The sequence below is a fragment of the Zoogloea sp. 1C4 genome (assembly GCF_009469605.1).
GTDB lineage: Bacteria > Pseudomonadota > Gammaproteobacteria > Burkholderiales > Rhodocyclaceae > Zoogloea > Zoogloea oryzae.
Window position 1 is genome coordinate 71,804 of record NZ_SSXU01000001.1, and the last position, 20,546, is coordinate 92,349.

The 20,546-nt window shown below is 67.9% G+C and carries 19 protein-coding genes; 7 read left to right on the forward strand and 12 right to left on the reverse strand.

Annotated features, from left to right (window positions below; genetic code table 11):
* Nucleotides 1-2: 2 nt before the first annotated feature.
* From GH681_RS00245 to GH681_RS00285, 9 genes are all read right to left on the reverse strand, one after another.
* A complete protein-coding gene (locus GH681_RS00245; RefSeq protein ID WP_153159456.1) occupies nt 3-2,153 on the reverse strand; it encodes a PqqD family peptide modification chaperone in 2,151 nt (716 codons plus the stop codon).
* A 1-nt stretch (nt 2,154) separates the two neighbouring features.
* Nucleotides 2,155-3,480: an efflux RND transporter periplasmic adaptor subunit gene (locus GH681_RS00250; RefSeq protein ID WP_153159457.1), complete on the reverse strand. Its 1,326-nt coding sequence runs from the start codon at nt 3,478-3,480 to the stop codon at nt 2,155-2,157.
* A 326-nt stretch (nt 3,481-3,806) separates the two neighbouring features.
* Nucleotides 3,807-4,091: a hypothetical protein gene (locus GH681_RS00255; RefSeq protein WP_153159458.1), complete on the reverse strand. Its 285-nt coding sequence runs from the start codon at nt 4,089-4,091 to the stop codon at nt 3,807-3,809.
* Nucleotides 4,092-4,223: 132 nt separating this feature from the next.
* A complete protein-coding gene (locus tag GH681_RS23265) occupies nt 4,224-5,735 on the reverse strand; it encodes a methyl-accepting chemotaxis protein (protein ID WP_194271089.1) in 1,512 nt (503 codons plus the stop codon).
* A 284-nt stretch (nt 5,736-6,019) separates the two neighbouring features.
* Nucleotides 6,020-7,162 (reverse strand): M14-type cytosolic carboxypeptidase, encoded by a 1,143-nt coding sequence (locus GH681_RS00265; RefSeq protein ID WP_153159459.1) that lies wholly within the window; start codon nt 7,160-7,162, stop codon nt 6,020-6,022.
* Between the two features lie 13 nt (nt 7,163-7,175).
* A complete protein-coding gene (locus GH681_RS00270; RefSeq protein WP_153159460.1) occupies nt 7,176-8,444 on the reverse strand; it encodes a DUF445 domain-containing protein in 1,269 nt (422 codons plus the stop codon).
* A gap of 15 nt (nt 8,445-8,459) precedes the next feature.
* Nucleotides 8,460-9,245, reverse strand: a complete 786-nt coding sequence (gene yaaA, locus GH681_RS00275; RefSeq protein WP_153159461.1) for a peroxide stress protein YaaA — start codon at nt 9,243-9,245, stop codon at nt 8,460-8,462.
* 23 nt (nt 9,246-9,268) lie between these two features.
* On the reverse strand, nt 9,269-10,141 hold the full coding sequence (locus GH681_RS00280) for a cation diffusion facilitator family transporter (RefSeq protein ID WP_153159462.1): 873 nt from the start codon (nt 10,139-10,141) through the stop codon (nt 9,269-9,271).
* A gap of 3 nt (nt 10,142-10,144) precedes the next feature.
* Nucleotides 10,145-12,361, reverse strand: coding sequence for a bifunctional (p)ppGpp synthetase/guanosine-3',5'-bis(diphosphate) 3'-pyrophosphohydrolase (locus tag GH681_RS00285; RefSeq protein WP_153159463.1), 2,217 nt, complete (start codon nt 12,359-12,361; stop codon nt 10,145-10,147).
* Between the two features lie 114 nt (nt 12,362-12,475).
* Here GH681_RS00285 and GH681_RS00290 point away from each other — a divergent pair, with 114 nt between their 5' ends.
* From GH681_RS00290 to GH681_RS00300, 3 genes are all read left to right on the forward strand, one after another.
* Nucleotides 12,476-13,255, forward strand: a complete 780-nt coding sequence (locus GH681_RS00290) for a zinc-dependent peptidase (RefSeq protein ID WP_153159464.1) — start codon at nt 12,476-12,478, stop codon at nt 13,253-13,255.
* Nucleotides 13,256-13,345: 90 nt separating this feature from the next.
* The gene (locus GH681_RS00295) at nt 13,346-13,786 is read left to right on the forward strand and encodes a host attachment protein (protein ID WP_153159465.1); all 441 of its coding nucleotides are present in this window, start codon (nt 13,346-13,348) and stop codon (nt 13,784-13,786) included.
* Between the two features lie 215 nt (nt 13,787-14,001).
* Entirely contained in the window at nt 14,002-14,832 is an 831-nt protein-coding gene (locus GH681_RS00300) for a PEP-CTERM sorting domain-containing protein (protein WP_153159466.1), read from the forward strand.
* 44 nt (nt 14,833-14,876) lie between these two features.
* Here the strand turns inward: GH681_RS00300 and thpR are convergent, their stop codons facing one another.
* From thpR to ispD, 3 genes are read right to left on the reverse strand one after another with little or no spacing between them, the layout of a single operon-like run.
* The gene (gene thpR / locus GH681_RS00305; protein ID WP_153159467.1) at nt 14,877-15,407 is read right to left on the reverse strand and encodes an RNA 2',3'-cyclic phosphodiesterase; all 531 of its coding nucleotides are present in this window, start codon (nt 15,405-15,407) and stop codon (nt 14,877-14,879) included.
* Nucleotides 15,400-15,891: a 2-C-methyl-D-erythritol 2,4-cyclodiphosphate synthase gene (gene ispF, locus GH681_RS00310; protein WP_153159468.1), complete on the reverse strand. Its 492-nt coding sequence runs from the start codon at nt 15,889-15,891 to the stop codon at nt 15,400-15,402. Before ispF ends, thpR begins: the two co-directional genes overlap by 8 nt.
* Complete coding sequence (gene ispD, locus GH681_RS00315) at nt 15,888-16,595, reverse strand: 2-C-methyl-D-erythritol 4-phosphate cytidylyltransferase (protein ID WP_153159469.1); 708 nt, start codon at nt 16,593-16,595, stop codon at nt 15,888-15,890. Before ispD ends, ispF begins: the two co-directional genes overlap by 4 nt.
* 141 nt (nt 16,596-16,736) lie before the next feature.
* Here ispD and GH681_RS00320 point away from each other — a divergent pair, with 141 nt between their 5' ends.
* Genes GH681_RS00320 through amrS form a run of 4 tightly spaced genes read left to right on the forward strand, consistent with a single transcriptional unit; the run spans nt 16,737 to nt 20,509 of the window.
* A complete protein-coding gene (locus GH681_RS00320; RefSeq protein WP_153159470.1) occupies nt 16,737-18,008 on the forward strand; it encodes an MgtC/SapB family protein in 1,272 nt (423 codons plus the stop codon).
* A 42-nt stretch (nt 18,009-18,050) separates the two neighbouring features.
* Nucleotides 18,051-18,869, forward strand: a complete 819-nt coding sequence (amrB, locus tag GH681_RS00325) for an AmmeMemoRadiSam system protein B (protein WP_153159471.1) — start codon at nt 18,051-18,053, stop codon at nt 18,867-18,869.
* Nucleotides 18,856-19,425, forward strand: a complete 570-nt coding sequence (amrA, locus tag GH681_RS00330) for an AmmeMemoRadiSam system protein A (protein ID WP_153159472.1) — start codon at nt 18,856-18,858, stop codon at nt 19,423-19,425. Before amrB ends, amrA begins: the two co-directional genes overlap by 14 nt.
* A gap of 4 nt (nt 19,426-19,429) precedes the next feature.
* Nucleotides 19,430-20,509 (forward strand): AmmeMemoRadiSam system radical SAM enzyme, encoded by a 1,080-nt coding sequence (gene amrS / locus GH681_RS00335; RefSeq protein WP_153159473.1) that lies wholly within the window; start codon nt 19,430-19,432, stop codon nt 20,507-20,509.
* Nucleotides 20,510-20,546: the final 37 nt, after the last annotated feature.

The window sequence follows — 20,546 nt, forward strand, 5'->3', positions numbered from 1 at the left end:
CGTCACGTGGCGGGATTGAAGTTGCTGAGGAAAAGCTGTTTGAGCTGGCGCGCCCACTGCACGGCGAGCGGCGCCCAGCCGTGATCGAAACGCACCCACACCCGGCCGCCGGCCCGCTCGGGGATGAGACCATCCACCACCAGATCGAAGACGAACACCGGCGACGGCGTGCGCTGATGCTCCTCATCCGCCGGGTCGACCGCAAAGCGCCCGCCGGCAAAGTCGCCCAGGGCCGGGCTGGGGAGTTTCTCGGTGGCCGCCGGCACTGCCCGCAGCAGCCGCGCCGGCAGCGTTTCGCCCGCCGATTCGGCCAGACGCACGCCCACCTGACGGGTGTCGGAGCGCACCAGCGCGGCCACGTCCTGCTCCACCGCCACCCGCACGGTGGCCGGCTCGCCGGTGAATACGTGGCCAAGCAGCGCGCCACGGGGCACGAAGGCGCCATCCACATCCACCTGACGGGGCATCGTCAGCTGGCCGGCGACGCCGGCGCGCAGCACCAGCGCCTCCTGCAATTCTTCAACCCGCTTGAGCTGGGCCGTCACCCGACCGATGTCGGCTTCCACATCCCGCGCCTTCACCGGGTCGCGCTGCATGGCCTGGAACAGATCGGCGTTGAGCCCCTCAAGCTGGCTGCGCAGTTTCGCTGCGTCGGTAACGAGGCGGGCATCCTCGAGCCGGAGCACCACCTGCCCGGCCTCCACCTTGTCGCCGTGCCGGCCTTCCATGCTCACGATGAAACCGTCGGTGCCGGCCCGCAGCTGGGCCTGCTCCGGAATCCACACCACGCCCTGGGCAAGGGTCGAGAACGGCACCGGGATCACCCCGATCAGCACCACCACCGCCACCGACAACCCACCCGCCACCCGCAGCGCCCGGCGCCGCTGGGTCTCGGGCAGCGCCATGCGCAGCAGGCCGTGCCAGAAACCAAGCACCGGCTTGCCGATCAGCGCGATCAGCGTGGCGACACCGGCGATCACCCCGAGCACCATTGACCAACTCCCGATCCAGCCGACAATCGCGATCGACAACCCCACCCGGTAGATCCACGAAGCCGGCGCGTAGAACACGAGCCACGGCCGCTCGCCCCGCCCCGGCTCGGGGGACGGCACGCCGGCCACATGCAGCAGCCGGTTGAGCAGCAGATGGCGCCAGAAGGCACGGCTGCGCGCCGACAGATTGGGCAGGTCGAACAGATCGCACAGCACGTAATAGCCGTCGAAGCGGAGCAGCGGATTGCCGTTGAACAGCACCGTCGACACCCCGCCGACCACCGCCACCACCAGCGCCAGATCCTGCACCAGCCCCGGCTGGACGAGCGCCCACACGATGAGCGCCAGCCCGGCGAGAGTCAGCTCGGTGATGATCCCGGCGGCGCTCACGATCACCCGCTGACCCGCGTGGCGGAAGGCCGCCGCCGCCGACGCATCGACGAAAGGCGCCGGCGTGAGCAGCAGCAGACTGACGCCGGTCTGATGCACCTCGCCCCCGAAACGCCGCACCGCCAGCCCGTGGGCCAGCTCGTGCACCGCCTTGATCGGCGGATAGAGCAGCCACGCCATCAGCAGGAAACGCGGCGTGCCCATCCAGGTGCGCGCAGCCGACGACAGGGCGTCGACATGGGTGGCCGCTACCAGCCCGCCGGCGCAGATCACGGAGAGCCACACCAGCAGCATCTGCCACGAGAAGATCACGTAACGCCAGCGATCGAAGCGCTTCAGGAAATCGTTCGGGTCGCCCAGGCGTACCCGGAAGGCCAGCGGATTCACGCCCAGACGACGCTCCTGGCGCGCCTCCTGGTGCTGGCGGCGGAAGATCGCCTCCACGTCCGGCGTTACCTCGCACTGGATCAGCCCGCGCTGATTGAGCTGGACCAGCAGCTGCACGATCTCGTCCTGGGTGAGGGCCTGGTCGGGGTCTTCGACGAGCAGGGCCTCGGCCAGCGCATCCACCGTCCGGGAGCCGTCGCAGCGCCCGACAAAGGCATAGGCCGCGGCGTTCATCCGGTGGAAACGGCCGCTCACCGGATCGGCAAGCACGTACCACACCTCGTCGCGGTAGATCTGCCGACGCACCCGCACCTGCGACCGCAGGCTCGGGTGCAGGCCCGCCACCCGGTACCACTGGCTGCTGAAGGCGCTCGGCCCGTTCATCTCAGTGTCCCAGCCACGACCACACGCCGATCCGCATCCAGTCGATCAGCCGGTGAGTCCAGGCCCACGCCAGGGGCTCGCGCCCCACGGCAATCTTCGCCACGCCGCGCAGCCCCGGGCGCAGGTTGTCGGGCTGGGCCGACAGCGCCGCCTCCACCTCGAACACGTTGCGCCCCTCCACCGCGCTGGCCATCGGCGTGATGCGGGTGACGGCCAGCGGCAGCGTGTCCCAGGGCAGCGCCGACAGGGCCAGATGACCCACCTGCCCCACCCGGATGCGGGCGATGTCTCGTTCATCCACCTCGACGATCACGCGGAAACGCTCCCGCGGCGCGACCGTCAGCAGCACGTCGCCCCGCTGCACCGGCGCCCCGAGGGACTGGCTGAGATCACCGCGGATCACGACCCCGTCGAACGGCGCCTCGATGCGGATGCGCCCGAGCTGCTGGTCCACCAGATCGAGCTGGGCGCGCGCCTCCTCGGCCTTGGCCTGGCTGACGACCAGCTGGGCGCGATCAGCCCGCGCCATCGCGGCGCCGTAGGCGTTCTCGTGCTGGGCAAGCTCGCTCGCCCACTTGCTGCGTTCGAGCTGGAGATCCTGTTCGGCCAGTTCGGCCAGCACCTGGCCGGATTTGACCAGATCGCCCGGGCGAACCAGGCTGCGCTTCAGGAAACCATCGACCGGCGCCACCAGCACCCGCTGGATCGCCCCTTCCACCCGGGCGTTGCCGCCAACCCGGTACTGGAACGGCACCAGCAGCAGCACCGTCAGCGTCACCAGCGCCACGCCCAGCCCAAGCCGCAGGCGGCCACCAGCGGGCGACCGGAGCGCCGCCCAGCCGCGCCTCAGGTGATCCCGCAGTCGCTTGCGCCAGGGCCGCTCGCCGTGACGCATGTAATGCAGCACCGGGCCGACCAGCGCCACCGCGTGCTCCCATTCCATCATCACGGCCGGATCGGGCGCACTCCCCTGGCGGAACTGCAGCAGCACCGCGCCCACCAGCTCATGCTGAACCGCGATCGGGATTGTGCACACCACCCCGCCCTCCTGGCGGATGAACTCCTCGTGGGACAGGATGATCCGCGGCGGCAGCTCGGGCGGCGCGGGGGCGATGACCGTCGCCGCCTGCTCGATCGCCTCGTCCATCGCCGCCCCCATCGCCCGCAGGGTGTCGGTGCTGCCGTCGCCCAGCGCGCCGTGAGACAAGGCGACGACCCGCGAGAATCGATCCTCGACAAAGCCGACGGCCACCCGCTCGCAGCCAAGCCGCGTCGCCAGCTCCGAGGCAAACGCGGTCGCGGCCGGCCCCAGACGCGGGTGGGACACCACAGCCGCCTGCAGGGCAAGCACTTCGAGGGCCGAAAAACCGGAAGAAGGGGCCGGGGACTGGGTGTTCAGGGCTGTGGTCCTTAGAGAATATCGTCCTCGTATTGACGACGCAGCGCCGGAAAACTTTAATCCCGCCCGCCCCCGGCTGCGCACCCTGTCACGGCACCGCAGCCCAGGCGCAACGGGGCATCCCCACCGGCAGGCTTTCGGCGGGCACGTTTTCAGGGCGCATAAAAGCCGATGCCCCCTTCACCGCTGGGTGAAGGGGGCATCGGCCAGATGCTGTCACCAGATCCGGCAGGCGCCGGACCGGTCTGCTGCGCTCAGCGCTGGGCGGTCAGCTGGGCCAGGAAGGCGGCTTCCTTTTCGGCCGGGAAAGCATGCTGAGCCATCACGCGCTGCACAGCGTGGGGATCACCACCCTCGCCTGCCACCGAAAACTCGATGCCAAGCTGCCGGCCGTTGGCGGCCAGGGTCATGAAAGCCGTCCTCCAGCGCTGGCATTCCGCCAGACGCTCACGCACTTCACTTTCGTTGCTGATGACGACACCAGCGGCCTTGAGGGAATCCAGAAACTCTGCGTAGGACTCGTTGCAATAACTGCCCATCGACTTCTCCTGTTAAATCCGGCGATCTCTCGCCTGTGATCCCTTAACGCGGCGTATCGACCGGTGGATGACACGATTTCAAAATAATTTCGGACTTTTTTCCGTCACCCGCGGCCGCACCTTCAGCCCACATCAGATGTGGAACCGGTTGAGCGCCGTCCGCAGCCCCTCGGCACTTTGGGACAACGCCTGCGCCTCGCCAGAGATGGCGTGGGTGGCCACCGCCGAGCGATCGGCCATCCGGGAGATCAGTTCCACGTGACGGGAGATTTCCTGGGCCGCGACGCTCTGCTCGGCCAGCGAGTCGGAGATCCGGCCGACGATGTCGCCCACACCATCGGCGCGACCGGTAATGAGATCGATCGATTCGCCGGCCTTGCCGGCATGGCTCACACCGGCATTCACCCTGCCCACTGCGCTCTCGATGCAGCCGAGCACCGATTCCTTGGCGCCGCGCATGTCGTTCATCATCCGGCCGATCTCGTCGGTCGCGGTGGTGGTGCGCTCCGCGAGCTTGCGCACTTCGTCGGCCACCACCGCAAAGCCACGGCCAAGCTCGCCAGCCCGGGCCGCCTCGATGGCGGCATTGAGCGCCAGCAGGTTGGTCTGATCGGCGATGCCCTTGATGATCGTCACGACTTCCGACGCCCTTTCGGACTCGCGCCCAAGGGCCTCGACCCGCTCCACGGCGGTGCCGATCACCCCGGCGATGCCCGACATCTCCCCAACCGCTGCCTTCACGACCTGACTGCCCTCGACGGCGGCCTGACTGGAATCGGACGCCAGCCGGCGGGCCTCGGTGGCACTGTCGGCGATCTGGTTGATCGAGGCGGTCATCTCCTGCACCGCCGCAGCCATCGCGCTGGTGGAATTGTTCTGGTCGCCGACACCCTCGGCGATGCCGACCGATGCCGCGGTGAGTCGCGCAGCCAGCGCCTGAAGGCTATCTGCCGTACCCCGCGCCTCGGCAAGGGTGCGCCGCAGTTCGTCCTGCATCCGCGCCACGGCTTGCAGCAGCGGGCGGGATTCGATGGTCGACTTGTCGAAGGTGTAATCCAGCCGCCCTGCGGAAACCCGTTGGGCAAAGTCGGAAACCACCACGCCGTCGAGCACCATGCCACGCAGCAGCCCGGCGATGTAGCACAGCAACCCGGTCTCGACGACCACGTAAGCCGCATGGACTAGCACCCGTCCGATCCCATCCACCTGGGGGAATACGTAGACTCCGGCGCCGGTTGCCTGCAGCCAGGCAAAGCTGAGGTGATGGACGGCGATGAGGCCTGCCGCCGCGATCAACGGCCGCCAGTCGCAGTAAAGCACCAGAAACGCCAGGAGCGCGAAGATGCCGAAATGGGCTTCGATGGTGCCACGGGTCTGGTGGATGAGCAGCGCCGAGAAGATCATGGCCGAGCACGCGACGGCGATCCGCGTCACCAGCCTGCCCTGAGCGCCGCGGCTGATCAGGAGCGGCACCAGGAAAGCCGGCACACCCACCCCCAGCACGGCGCCCCATTCACCAAAGTAGGCGGCAACGCCGAGGCATAGCAGCAGATGCACGCCCAGGGCGCCGACCAGCAGGTTATCGGCGCGGGCGCGGAAGGAAGACAGGCCGTCGACGGACGGCCGCGAGTCGTGGGCGGTCATGATCGGCCACCCCACGGGGGCTGCTGCACTGCGCTGCAGATGTCGCCACGCAGAACGGCCTCGACCTGCATCGACCAGAGCTGGGCAGCAGAGACGGCAAGCCACCCACCCAACAACAACCAAGGCCATACAGCCTTCAGCTGATAGCCAGCGGAACACGGGGTTCCATTACCTGCGGTCACGATCGTGGCTCCCATTGAACAAGTTGAACACTCGTCCAATAACGACCCGATCTGTCTGTCCTTTAAATCGCGCCCTCTGCAGGCGCCCGCGGTAGCAGGCCTTCAGCCGGTGAGATGGGCCAGGATCGGGTTGAGCATCGCGGCGCCGAGGCGCTTGCTCCGCTCGCCGTTCCAGCCGGTGACACCATCGGGCAGGTTGGCGTTGTCCTTGAAGGGCATCTCGAGAGTGATCGACACGCAGCCGAAACGATGGGCGACCCACTTGGAGGCGAGGGTCAGCAGTTCGTCCTGGAAACGCCCCGCGAGATAGCCGTGCTCGGTCTGGAAATCCGGGCTGGCGGCCTGGAAGACTTCGACGAAGCGGGCCTGACGGGCGCGCTGGGCATCGGAAAAGCCCGGCACTTCCTCGGCGGTGGAGAAGAACACGTACGGCAGCGCCTCGTCGCCGTGGATGTCGAGGAAGAGCTCGACCCCGCTCGCTTCCATCGCGTCGCGCACGGCCAGCACTTCCGGGCTGCGCATGGCGCTCGGGTCGCGCCATTCGCGGTTGAGGTTGGCGCCAGCGGCGTTGGTGCGCAGGTTGCCGCGGATCGCGCCGTCCGGATTCATGTTGGGGACAACGTACAGCACCGCCTTCTCGCGGATGCGCCGGGCCACCGGATCGGCGCTGTCCAGCAGGCGTTCGAGCAGGCCTTCAACAAACCACTCGGCCATGCTTTCGCCCGGATGCTGGCGGGCGATGATCCACACAGGCAGCTTGCCCGGGCCGGCGCGGCCGACGGTGACGAGATCGAGGTCGCGCCCATCGACCGTCGCGCCCAGATTGCCGACCGACGCAAAGGCCGACATCTCGACGCGGCCCAGCAGGTCCAGGTGACGTTCGTGGGAGTACGGCTCGAAGTAGGCGTAGTAGATGCTGTTGCGCTCGGGCCGGTGCTCGACGATGAGTTGGCCGTTCTCATAGCGCGTGCCGGCGATGCGGAACCAGTGGCGGCGGTCGTAGGAAGCCACGCAGCGGTAGCCGGGCCAGCCGTCGGGATAGGCCGCGTCGGCAGCGTTCTCGAAGACGAGGCGCACGTCCTGCCCGGCCGCGCCGTGGAGCCGGAAGTGGAACCACTGGCGGAAGGTGGAATCGCCCCCCACGCCCTGGTCGGCCCGCAGGCGCAGGCGGATGTTGTCGGGGCGCTCGATGGACAGCACCTCGATGGCGCCGGCGTCGAAATTGCTGCTGATGCGGAGGGTCATGGCGGGGCGGAAATCAGGTGATGAGATGGGTGACGGCGTACAGCACGAGGCCGATCAGGCCGCCGACGAGTGTGCCGTTGAGCCGGATGAACTGCAGGTCGCGGCCGACGCTCTGCTCGATCTCGCGCACCAGATCTTCATCGTTCCACGCCCGCACGGTGCCGGCAATGTGGCGCGACAGCCCTTCGCGCAGCTCGGGCGCCAGGGCCTCGACGCTCTGCTCGATGTGCTCATTGACCGAATCCCGCAGGGCCGGATTGGTGGCGAGGCTGGCGCCGATGGCGCTGGCGGCCGAGGCGATCTTGCGGCGCACGCGGGAATCCGGCTTGCCGAGATCGCTCGCCAGCCAGCCGCGCAGGTCTTCCCACAGGCCTTGCAGGTAGGTGCCGACGCCGGGATGAGCGAGGAAATCCCGCTTGGCCTGCTCGATGCGGGCGCGGAAGCCCTCGTCGTGCTGGAGGCGCTCGATGTAGCGGTGGATGACTTCGTCAAAGGCCGCGCGGCGCGGGTGGTTCGGGTCGTTGGCGACTTCGGCGAGCAGGCCATTCACGCCGGTGACGATACCGTTGGCGACCTTCTCGCCCAGCTCGGCAGGGTTGATGCCGACGAGGCCGAGCATGGCGACGATCTTCGGGTATTCCTTGTTCGCCACATCCACGATCATGCCCGCAAAACCCTGCTGCACGCCGGGCTGGCCGAGCCAGTCGGCCAGCTTGGAGAGGCCGTCGTCGAGCAGGCCCTGATGGCGGCGGTCTTCGGTGAGCAGGTTGAGGACGCGACCCACGGTGCCGGCCAGATCGAGATCGCCCGCGCGGCGGCGCAGGGCGTGGAGCACCAGCCGACGCACCCGCCGGTCGTCCATGAAATCAAGCGATTGCACCGCCACCACCGCCAGCCGATCGGCCAGCAGGCGGGCGTTGCGCTCGTCCTGCAGCCACGCGGCGATGCGCTCGGCCGGGTTCGCCGCGCGCAGGCGGCTGACCAGCGATTGCGTGTCGAGGAACTTGTCGCGGATGAACACCGCCAGGTTGTCGGCCAGCCGTGCCTTGTTGCGCGGCAGGATCGCCGTGTGGGGAATCGGCAGGCCCAGGGGCCGGCGGAACAGCGCCACCACGGCGAACCAGTCGGCCAGCGCGCCGATCATCGCCGCCTCGGCAAACGCCGCGAGCCAGGGCAGCCCCTCGCGGCGGGCGAAGACGAACAGCACCGTGACGGCCACCAGCAGCCCGGTGGCGAGGAGCTTCATGCGGGCCAGCGCGGCCGCTTTTTCGGGAGATGCCATCTGCCCTGCCCCCTTTTAGTCGAGCCGCCGACGGAAGACCCAGTGGCCTTCGTCGGAGGCTTCCGGTGCGAAGGCGTAGCCGTCGCTGTTGAAATCCTTGAGCTGCTCGACCGCCTCGACGCCGTGGGTGATGGCGTGGCGAGCCATCAGGCCGCGGGCACGCTTGGCGTAGAAGCTGATGATCTTGTAGCGCCCGCCCTTCCAGTCTTCAAACGCCACGTTGAGGAGCCGCCCCTTGAGCTTGGCCGGCTTGACCGACTTGAAGTATTCCTCGGAGGCCAGATTGACCAGCACCGGCTCGCGGCCGGCGTCGGCCTCGGCGGCCAGCAGGCGGTTGAGGGCGTCGGTCTGGGTCATGCCCCAGAAGGCGTACAGATCCTTGCCACGGGGGTTCTTGAAGCGGGTGCCCATCTCGAGGCGGTAGGCCTGCATCAGATCCAGGGGACGCAGCAGACCGTACAAGCCGGAGAGGATGCGCAGGTGGCGCTGGGCGTAATCGAGCTGGGCCTCGGTGAGGGTGCGGGCGTCGAGGCCGTCGTACACGTCGCCATTGAAGGCGAGCACCGCCGGGCGGGCGTTGTCGGCCGAGAACGGGCGCGACCACTCGGCGTAGCGGGCCACGTTGAGGGCGGCGAGCTGATCCGACAGGCTCATCAACTCGGCCACCTGGGCGTGGGAAAGCTCGCGCAGGCCGGCGATCAGCTCGGCGGCGGCGTCGAGGTAATCGGGCTGGGTGTGACGGGGCGTGGCGAGGGGCGACTCGTAATCGAGGGCCTTGGCGGGGGACAACACGAAAATCATGATGCAGGCGCAACCAGTTGAATTCAGGGAAGAGGTTCGAGGTGGGTCGTCACCTCGGTGCCGGGCAACACCCCGGCAAGGGCGGATTCTATTTCGTCCAGCAGCGAATGGCCTTCGCGCACCGTCCATTCGCCCGGCACCAGCACCGTGAGCTGCACGAAGGCCGACACGCCGGCCCGCCGGGTGCGCAGATTGCGGTAGCTCACGCCGCGGGCGCGAAAGCCTTCGAGCACGGCCTCGGCGCGGGCCAGCGCTTCGGGTTCGAGGCTGCGGTCCATCAGCCCATCGACGGATTCGCGCACCAGCCGCACGGCCTCGCGGGTGATGTTGAGGCCCACCGCAATGGCGATCAGCGGGTCGAGGATCAGCCAGCCAGTTAAGGCTACCAGCCCCACGCCGGCGATCACGCCGACGGAGGTCCACACGTCGGTCATCAGGTGGCGCGAATCGGCCTTGAGGGCGATGGAGTTGAAGCGCTCGCCGGCCCGCCCGAGCACCCGGGCGACCACCAGATTGACCGCCGTCGCCACCGCCGACCACGCCAGGCCCCAGCCCGGCGATTCGATGTCCTTGGGCTGGATCAGCCTTTCAGCGCCGGCCCAGATGATGCCGACCGAGGCGCCGAGGATCAGGATGCCCTCGAAGCCGCTGGAAAAGTACTCGGCCTTGCCATGGCCGAAAGGGTGCCGCCGATCCGCCGGCGCCCGGGTGACGATGATCATCCACAGCGCAAACGACGCGCCGGCCAGATTGACGAAGGATTCCAGCGCATCCGACAGCAGCCCGACCGAACCGGTGATCCACCACGCAAAGGCCTTGAAGGCGATGGTCGAGATGGCCGCCGCGATCGACAGCCACGCGAAGTGGTGGCGGTCCATGCCGGTGCTGCCGGTCATCGGTCAGCCGCGCTCCACGTCGGTCACGCCCTTCACTTCGCGGATCAGGGTGAGCGCCCGCTGGATCTGCTGCACGCCCTGCACTTCGAGGGTGAAGCGCATCCGCGCCGAGCCCTTGCGGCTGAGGGTGTTCACGGCGATCACGTTGAGCTTCTCCTTCGAGAGCACCTCGGAGATGTCGCGCAGGAGGCCCTGACGGTCCATCGCGTGAACAAGGATATCCACCGGGAACACGGCGTCCTTGGCGGCGCCGGCGCGGCCGGTGCCGCCCCACTCGGCGCTCACCAGACGCTCCGGATGGCGCTTGACGAGGGACTGGAAGTCGCGGCATTCGACCCGGTGGATCGACACGCCGCGGCCACGGGTGACGTAACCCTGGATCGCGTCCGGCGGCGCCGGCTTGCAGCAGCGGCCCAGCGACGTCATCAGCTTGCCGACGCCAACGATGAGGATGGTGTCGCCTGCGTCGCCCGCGTGACTCTTGCCGATGACGACCTCGGGTTCTTCGGCGGCGGTTTCGTCCGCATCGACGCCGCGCAGGGCAGTCTGGATCGCCCGCGGGCCCACCTCGCCCCGCCCGGCGGCGATGAACAGCGCCTCGGCGTTCTTGAAGCCCAGGCGCGTGGCGAGTTCATCAATGTTGGCCTGGCCGTGGCCCTCGCGCTGGATTTCCTTGACCAGCACGCTGCGCCCGCGGACCAGCATCTCCTCTTCTTCGAGGGCGCTGAAGTACTGCTTGATCTTCTGCTTGGCCCGGGGCGTGGCCACGTAGCCCTGCTGGGGATTGAGCCAGTCGCGGGACGGCCCGCCTTCCTTGGTGGACATGATCTCCACCGTCTGGCCGTTTTCGAGGGGCGTGTTGAGGGTGACCAACTGGCCATTGACCTTGGCGCCCCGGCAGCGGTGGCCCAGATCGGTGTGCACCCGGTAGGCGAAGTCGATGGGCGTGGCGCCGCGGGGCATGTCGATCACGCGGCCCTGGGGCGTCAGCACGTAGATCGTGTCGTCCAGCGAGGCGCGCTTGAACTGCTCGACCCAGTCGGCCGCGTCGGTCACCTCGTCGCGCCACGACAGCAGGCTGCGCAGCAGCGCGATCTTCTCGTCGTAGTCGGCGTTGGTGGCGTTGCCGCTGCCTTCCTTGTAGCGCCAGTGGGCCGCCACGCCCAGCTCAGCGTGGTTGTGCATGCCGTGGGTGCGGATCTGCACCTCGAGCGCGCGGCCGTCGGCGGCATACACCGCGGTATGCAGCGACTGGTAGTTGTTGCCCTTGGGCATCGAGATGTAGTCGTCGAACTCCTTGGGGATCGGCGTCCAGATCTGATGCACGATGCCCAGCACCGCGTAGCAGTCCTTCACCTCGTCCACCAGCACGCGTAGGGCGCGCACGTCGAAGATCTGCGAGAAATCCAGCCGCTTGGCGCGCATCTTGTTGTAGATGCTGTAGATGTGCTTGGGCCGGCCATAGACGTCGGCCTTGATGCCGATGGCGGCGATCTCGTTCTTGAGGCGCGCCACCGAATCGACGATGAACTGCTCGCGCTCCACCCGCCGCTCGTCGAGCATCTTGGCGATACGCTTGTAGGTTTCGGGCTCGAGGAAGCGGAAGGACAGATCCTCCAGCTCCCACTTGAGCTGCCAGATGCCCAGCCGGTTGGCCAGCGGCGCGTAGATGTCGAGGCTCTCGCGGGCGATGGATTCGCGGATCACGCCCGGGTGATCGGTGAAGTAGCGCAGGGTTTGCGTGCGCGACGCCACCCGGAGCAGCACCACGCGGATGTCCTCGACCATCGCCAGCAGCATCTTGCGCAGCACCTCGCTCTGGGCGCGGATCTCCGGCGCACTGGTGGAGGTGTTCATGCGGGTGATGACACGCAGGCCGTTGAGACGGCGCAGGCCATCCACCAGCCGCGCGACGGTATCGCCAAACCGCAGCGTGATCTCGTCGGTGGGATGGAGCAGCACGTCGCCCACCGCAAAGCACAGCGCGGCGATCCGCGCGTCGGCGTCGAGGCGCAGGGACGCCACGATGAGCGCCGTGCCGAGGGCGTGGGGCCACACGGGTTCGCGGGTGCCAAGGCTGCGATCGGCATACAGTGCCTGGGCCCACTCGTGGGCGTCGGCAACCCGGCGGACGTCTTCGGGAAGCAATCCTTCGCTCAGCAGCGCGAGGGCGGAGGATGGGGATGCGGACTGGGAAATCGAATGCGTAACGGCGACCATGCCGACATTATCCTATAGGCTGCCGTTGCAGCGTTTGATCTTGATCGTACCGGCGGTGACGGGCGGCACGCCCGTCCCGCCGAAAGCCAGCCCTTCGACCAGCGATTTCCCCCGATGTTCTCAGCCTTCCGAAAATGGCGCCGCCGCCGCGCCGCCAGCCGCATGCAGGTTCCGCCCGAGCAGTGGCACCGCGTCGAAGCCCGCCTGCCCTTCCTCGCCTACCTGCCGCCCGACGAGCGCCCCCGGCTGCGCCAGATGGCGCTTGAGTTTCTAACCGAAAAGGAAGTCCACGGCGCCGAGGGCCTCGTCGTCACCGACGACATGCTCCTCTCCATCGCCCTGCAGGCCTGCCTGCCGGTGCTGCACATCGGCCTCGACGCCTACGTCGGCTGGGTCGGGATCGTGGTGTATCCGGGCGATTTCGTGATCCCCCGCAGCATCGTCGACGAAGACGGCGTGGTGCACGAATACGACGACGAAGTGCTGGGCGAAGCCTGGGAAGGCGGGCCGGTGATCCTTTCGTGGTCCGAAGATACGGGCGCCATCGACGGCATCAACGTGGTGATCCACGAATTCGCCCACAAGCTCGACATGGGCAACGGCGAGGTGGACGGTTTCCCTGCCCTGCCCCCCGACATGAGCCCCGAAGCCTGGGCTGCGGCCTTCCAGCCGGCCTACGACGACTTCTGCCAGCGGGTGGACGACGGCGAGGACACCGCCCTCGACCCCTACGGCGCCGATCATCCTTCGGAGTTCTTCGCCGTGATGAGCGAGGCCTTCTTCGAGACGCCGGGCCTGCTCCGCCACGAATATCCGGACGTCTACGCCCAGCTTTCCCGTTATTACCGCCAGGAGCCAGCGACCCGCGAAAGGCAGCCCGGATCAGGTGAATAGCATTGCCGAAACAATTCTTTGCTAGTTGGCCGGGCGCTGTCTAAAGTGACTAGGCCGCTGTGGCATTTCCGACAATGTGGAGAGTGATTCATGGCCATTACGTGGATTCTGGTAGCCAACGCAAGCCTCGCCCGACTGTATGCAAACTTCGGTCCCAAGCAGGGACTCAAGCTCGTAAAGGAACTCGTCCATCCCGAAAGCCGCATGAAAAATGCCGAACTGTCGTCCGATCGCGCCGGCCAGATGCAGGCCAGCGGCAGCGGCCACGGCGCCCGGGAACAGCAGACCCCACCCAAGCTCAACGCCGCCAAGCAGTTTGCCCAGGCCCTGGCCAAGGAGCTCTACCTCGGCCGCAGCCGCAACGAATTCGCCCGCGCGATCCTCGTCGCGCCGCCGTCGTTCATGGGCATGATCAACGCCAATCTCGATGGCCCCACCGCCCAGATGGTCACCGACCGCCTCGAGAAGGATTACACCAAAACCTCCGAACCCGACCTGCGTGGTCACCTCGGCAACTGCATGCTCGTTTGACCTCCCCGCGTGCTCCCTCTGGCTCCGGTGGCGTGACGCACCCCGGAACGCGCTTTTCAGCCTGAGGGAAACACCGCGCTTTCAGGCGGATGTGATACCCGTCGCATCCGCCTGTTCTTTGCCCCAAACCCACCCGTAATCCGTGAGGAAGTGCCGCAGTCATTGTCTGCAGCACACCTATTCTCGCCGCCATCCCATCCAGTTTGGTGTGCATCATGAGAAAGAACCTCCTCGCCGGCCTCGCCGTCACCTGTGCCCTCGCCGCCCCGTTTTCCGCTTCCGCCGCCAGCGTGACGATCGACGGCAACTTCACCGACTGGGGCATCACCAACAACGGCACCACCGCCGGCTGGACGCCCAAGACCGGCATCAACTACGCCGTCGAAGACCAGAGCGACGCCATGAGCGGCTTCCTTAGCCCCGGCTGGGGCGGCCAGGCGTACGACGCCGAAGCCATCTACGTCACCTGGCAGACCAAGGCCGACGGCAAGACCTACCTCGACGTGGGCGTCGTCACTGGTCACGACCCCAACACCGCCACCACCAGCAACAGCTACGGTCGTGGCGACATCGCCATCGACTTCGGCAAGAACGGCAGCTGGGATTTCGGCATCCTCACCGCCAACCGCAGCGCCACCCTGCTGCGCGGCGATGTGGTCGCCACCACCAACGCAAACTGGTCCACCGGCCTGTGGAGCTCGCCCGGCGTGCTTGCGCCTGAAGCCTCGCCCTACGTGACCAAGGTGGCCAGCGGCACCGACGTGGGCAACGCCAGCGTCGCGATCTCGAATGCCTTCACCAACATGGGCATCCTGGGTGGCAACCACTGGTTCTATGAAGTGGAGATTCCGGTGGATGCCTTTGGCAGCCACTGGCAGGGCATGAACCCGTCGGAAGCGTTCAGCATCCAGTGGACGATGCTGTGCGCCAACGACATCGTGGCCCTCAACGTGGCCGCCTCGACGGTTCCCGAACCCGCGATTCCTGCCCTGGTGCTGGCCGGCCTCGCCGCAGCCGGCCTCGCCCGGCGCCGCCACAACGCATAAAAACAACGCTTGAAGGATTTGAAGCCGGCAGCCGCCGGCTTTTTTTACGCCAGCGGCCAGGCAGCCAGCTGCACGTAGGCCGGGCCTTCCGGCGAGAGAGTCGACGCCACCAGCACAAAACCGGCCACCGGCCAGTCGATGGGCGCGAAGTCCGGCAGCGCGGCAGACGGGTGGGCCTTGCGCAACAGGGTGAGATGGGGAACGAAGGCCGCCTCGCCCGCGTGGGCAAATCCGGCACCGGCCAGCGCCTCGCGCACGTCGGCCACCAGCCGAAGGAGCTGCGGCGGCTTGCAGGAACAGCCGCCCCACACGATATGGTTGTGAGCCCAGTAGCCGAGGCGGTCGATGCGCAGCGGAAACGCCTCGCCCCGCACCGCCGCCATCGCCGCACACAACGCGGCAAGGCGACTTTCGGCCACGTCGCCGAGGAAAGCCAAAGTCAGGTGCAGGGTGTCGCGGCGCATCTGGCGACCACCGCAGGTTTTGTGGGCCGCCCCGGCGAGACCGGACAGGCGCCCCGCCACGTCATCCCCCGGCCACAGGGCCAGAAAGACGCGGCGCGTGGCTTCAGCCATCCACTCGGGCGAGCAGCGCCACCGCCTGGGACGCGATGCCCTCGCCCCGGCCGGTGAAGCCGAGCTTCTCGGTGGTCTTGCCCTTCACGTTGATCGCCGCCGGATCGACGCCCAGATCAGCGGCGATGTTGGCGATCATCGCCGGCACATGGGGCAGGATCTTCGGTGCCCGGGCGATCACGGTGGCGTCCACGTTCACTGTCTGCCAGCCGGCGGCGCGGGCCGCGGCCGCCGCCTCGCGCAGCAGCACGCGGGAATCGGCGCCCTCAAAACGCGGGTCGGTGTCGGGGAAATGCCGGCCGATGTCGCCGAGGCCAGCAGCGCCGAGGATGGCGTCGGTGATGGTGTGCAGCAGCACGTCGGCGTCGGAATGGCCAAGCAGGCCGCGGGCGTAGGGAATCGTCACGCCGCCGATGATCAGCGGACGGCCGGGAACCAGGGCGTGGACATCAAAGCCCTGCCCGATGCGAAACGGAACATTCATTCTTTGCCCTCGCGGTGCTGGAGGATCCACTCGGCCAGATGGAGGTCGAGGGGATAGGTGACTTTGAGATTGGTCGGATCGCCCCGCACGAGGCGCGGGCGCAGGCCCATGGCCTCGATGGCGCTGGCCTCGTCGGTCACGTGGCGGGCGCTCTCGAGAGCGCGCTTGAGCATCACGTAACGGAACATCTGGGGCGTCTGGGCCTGCCACAGGCCGTCCCGCGCGACGGTGTCGGCGATGCGGTGGGTGCTGTCCTCGCGCTTCAGGGTGTCGGCCACCGGCACCGCCAGGATGCCGCCCACCTCGTCGTGGATGAGCTCATGCACCAGGGTTTCGATGTGCCAGGGCGCGAGGCACGGGCGGGCGGCGTCGTGCACCAGGATCCAGTCGGATTCGGCGGTGTGTTCGGCGATCGCCCGGAGGCCATTGAGCACGCTCTCGGCCCGGGACACGCCGCCGCAGAACAGCGGCACCAGGCGATCGCCGAACGGACGCCAGTCGTGGCGGTCCCATTCCTGGTCACCCACCGACAGCACCACATAAACCCGGTCGATCACCGGCGAGGCGCACAGCACGCCGAGGGTGTGACGAATCAGGGGTTCGCCGAGCAGGGGAAGATACTGTTTGGGGTGTTCGCTCTTCATCCGGCTGCCGCTTCCGGCGGCGGGCACGATGGCGAAACAACGGCTGGTCTGGGTTCGCATCGCGGCATTTTAACCTCAACTGCCGACCCGACCGCCCGGCCGGGGCCGGCAGCGCCGGAAAACCGCATCAGAGCTTGATTCCGGGCTTAAGCTCGGGCCATTACTGCCGCAAAATGAAACATCGCCCCCGCCGAGGTCGCCATGCTGTTCTCCCTGCCGTTTGAACCGCGCCAGCTCGAAGCCCTCGCCCTCGCCACCGCAATCGGCCTCTTGATGGGTCTCGAGCGCGAACGCCGACCCGCAGCCCGCGCGGGCGTGCGCACCTTCGGCCTTACTGGCCTGCTCGGCGCCCTGTCGGCGCTGCTGGCCGAACTGCTGACCACGCCGGCCTTCATCGTCGCCGGCTTCGTGCTGGTGGCGGTGATGATCATCTCCGCCAACCTCCGCCAGGCCGAGCCCGACGACGATCCCGGCACCACCTCGGTGATCGCGCTGCTGGTGTGCTACAGCCTGGGCGCGATGGTGTGGCTGGGCCACGGGCGGCTGGCGGTGATGGCTGCGGTGGGCTCGACGATGCTGCTCTATTACAAGTCGGAACTGCGCGGCGTCGCGGCCCGGCTCACCGCCCAGGACTGGCGCTCGATCCTGCAGTTTTCGGTGCTGTCGCTGATCGTGCTGCCCATCCTGCCCAACCAGGGTTTCGGCCCCTACGAGGCGATCAACCCCCATCAGGTCTGGTTGATGGTGGTGCTGATCGCCGGGGTCAGCCTGGCCGGCTATGCGGCGCTGCGCTTCGTGGGCGCCCGCTACGGCGCGCCGCTGCTGGGGCTGCTGGGCGGGCTGGTGTCGAGCACCGCCACCACGATGGTGTTCGCCCGCCACGCCCGGGAGAACCCGGCAATGGCCCCCACTGCAACGCTGGTGATCCTCCTCGCCAACCTCATCATGGTGGTGCGCATCCTCGGCATCGCCTGGGCCTTGTCCCAATCTGTGGTGCCGCTGCTCGCCGTGGGCTGCGGCCTGGCGGTTCTGATCGGAGGGGTGGTGATTGCGTTCAACTGGCGCCAGCTGGCCGGTCAGGGCGCGCTGCCGGTGCCGGAAACCCGCAACCCGACCGAACTCCGCGCCGCCCTCGGTTTCGGGCTGCTCTACGCCGGCGTGCTGCTGTGCGCCGCCTGGCTGTCGGACATCGCCGGGCGCGGCGGTCTTTACCTGCTGGCCTTCGTCTCCGGGCTCACCGACGTGGACGCCATCACCCTGTCCACCCTGCGCCTGCTGAGCGTGGGCAAGCTCGACGCTACCCCCGCCGCCGTGGCCATCCTTCTGGCGATGCTGGCCAATCTGGCGTTCAAGTCGACCCTCGCCTTCACCCTTGGCGGCAGCATCCTTGGCCGGCGCGTCGTGGGCGGGATGCTGGCCGTGGGCGCCGGAATCGCCGGTGGCATCGCATGGTTGGCGCACACCTCCCTATAATGGGATCAAGCTTCGCTCCAGCATTCAAGGCAAGAGGAAATCATGGCTCAAGCGTCACAGCGTCTGCCGGCCGTCGCCGGACTGTTCTACCCGGCCGACCCCCACAGTCTTCACGCCCAGATTTCGGGCTACCTGGCCAGCGCGATGCCCGCCGAAGTCGTGCATTCGCCCAAGGCCATCATCGTGCCCCACGCGGGCTACATCTACTCCGGCGCGGTGGCCGCCAGCGCCTATGCCGAGCTCGTCCTGCGCCGCGACGTGATCCGCCGGGTGCTGATCCTCTGCCCCACTCACCGGGTCGCGGTGCGCGGGATGGCCGTCCCCGCCGCCCAATCCTTCGTCACGCCTCTGGGCGCGGTGGCCGTCGACCGCGCCGCCTGGCTCGCCGCCCGCGAGCTGCCCGGCGTGCTGGTGGATGACCGCCCCCACGCCGAAGAGCACGCCATCGAAGTCCAGCTGCCCTTCCTGCAATCCACCCTCGATCACTTCGAGATCCTGCCTATCGCCGTCGGCCAGGTGGACCCGAACCTCGTCGCGCGGCTGCTCGAAACCCTGTGGGGCGGGCCCGAGACGCTGATCGTCATCAGCTCCGATCTGTCTCACTACCACCCCTACCGCCAGGCCCAGTGGCGCGACAAGGCCACCATCGCGATGATCGCCCAGCTCGACCCGCACCTGGACGGCGAGCAGGCCTGTGGCGCCGGTGCCATCAACGGGCTGCTGATCGCCGCCCAACGCCATCATCTCGCGCCCCACCTGCTTGATCTGCGCAACTCCGGCGACACCGCCGGCGACCGCGACCGGGTGGTCGGCTACGCCTCCCTCGCCTTTGCCGAAGACCGCAACCATGCCCAGCACTGACAACCCCCTCGGCCGCGTCCTCCTCAGCCAGGCCCGCAAGGCCATCGCCGACGCCCTCGGCCTACCTGCCCCGGCAACCTTCGACGATCCGCAGCTGGCCCAGCGCGGCGCCACCTTCGTCACCCTCACCATCGATGGCGAACTCCGCGGCTGCATCGGCAGCCTCAACGCCCACCGGGCGCTGGGTGTCGATGTGGTCGAGAACGCCCGCGCCGCGGCCTTCTCCGACCCGCGCTTCCCGCCCCTGTCGGCCGACGAATTCGGCAAGGTGCGTGTCGAGGTATCGCTCCTCAGCGCACCTGAGTTCCTCGAATTCCGCGACGAAGCCGACGCCCTCGCCCAGATCCGCCCGGGCGTCGATGGCGTGATCTTCTTCAACGGCTGCCAGAAGGCCACCTTCCTGCCCCAGGTGTGGGATCAGCTGCCCGACAAGGCCAGCTTCATGGCCGCCCTTAAGCAGAAGGCCCGGCTGCCCGTGGATTTCTGGGGGCCCAACGTGATGATCGCGGTGTATCAGGTCCAGAAGTGGTACGAGCCGCCACCCAGCCGGGAGTGAGATCATGACCGACCATCCCGCCCGCTACTGGCATCCGCTGCCCGACGGCCGCCTCCAGTGCGACCTGTGCCCGCGGGATTGCCGGCTCCACGAAGGCCAGCGCGGCGCCTGCTTCGTGCGCCAGATGGTCGATGGAAAAATGGTGCTCACCACCTACGGGCGCAGCTCCGGCTTCTGCATCGACCCCATCGAGAAGAAGCCCCTCAACCACTTCTACCCGGGCAGCAGTGTGCTGTCCTTCGGCACCGCCGGCTGCAACCTGGCCTGCAAGTTCTGCCAGAACTGGGACATCTCCAAGAGCCGCGACATGGACCGGCTGATGGACTCCGCCGGCCCGGCCGACATCGCCGCCGCGGCCGCCCGCCACCACTGCCGCAGCGTGGCCTACACCTACAACGACCCGGTGATCTTCGCCGAGTACGCCATCGACACCGCCGTGGCCTGCCATGAAAAAGGCATCGCCAACGTGGCGGTCACCGCCGGCTACATCCATCCGGACGCCCGGCGCGACTTCTTCGCGGTGATGGACGCCGCCAACGTGGACCTCAAAGCCTTCACCGACGACTTCTATGTTCACCAGTGCGGCGCGCACCTCACGCCGGTGCTCGACACCCTCGCCTGGCTCCACCACGACACCGACGTGTGGGTCGAGATCACCACGCTCTTGATCCCCGGCCTCAACGATTCCGACGCCGAGCTCACCCAGCTCAGCCAGTGGATCGCCACCGAACTGGGCCCCGACGTGCCGCTCCACTTCACCGCCTTCCACCCGGACTACAAGCTCGACCAGATCCCCGCCACGCCACCCGCCACCCTCACCCGCGCCCGGCGCATCGCCCGGGACGCCGGCCTGCGTTACGTCTACACCGGCAACGTGCACGACCCCGACGGCAGCTCAACCTACTGCCCCGGCTGCGGCCAGGTGGTCATCGAGCGCGACTGGTACGCCATCGGCGCTTACCGGCTCGACGCCCACGGCGCGTGTGCGGCCTGCGGCACGCCGGTCGCCGGGCGCTTTGCCGAATTCCGCGGGGCTTTCGGGCCGCGCCGTGTACCAGTGCACATCCACGCCCAGAACGGGTGACGCATTCCCTTGTCCACCGGCAAGGGCCCATGCGATC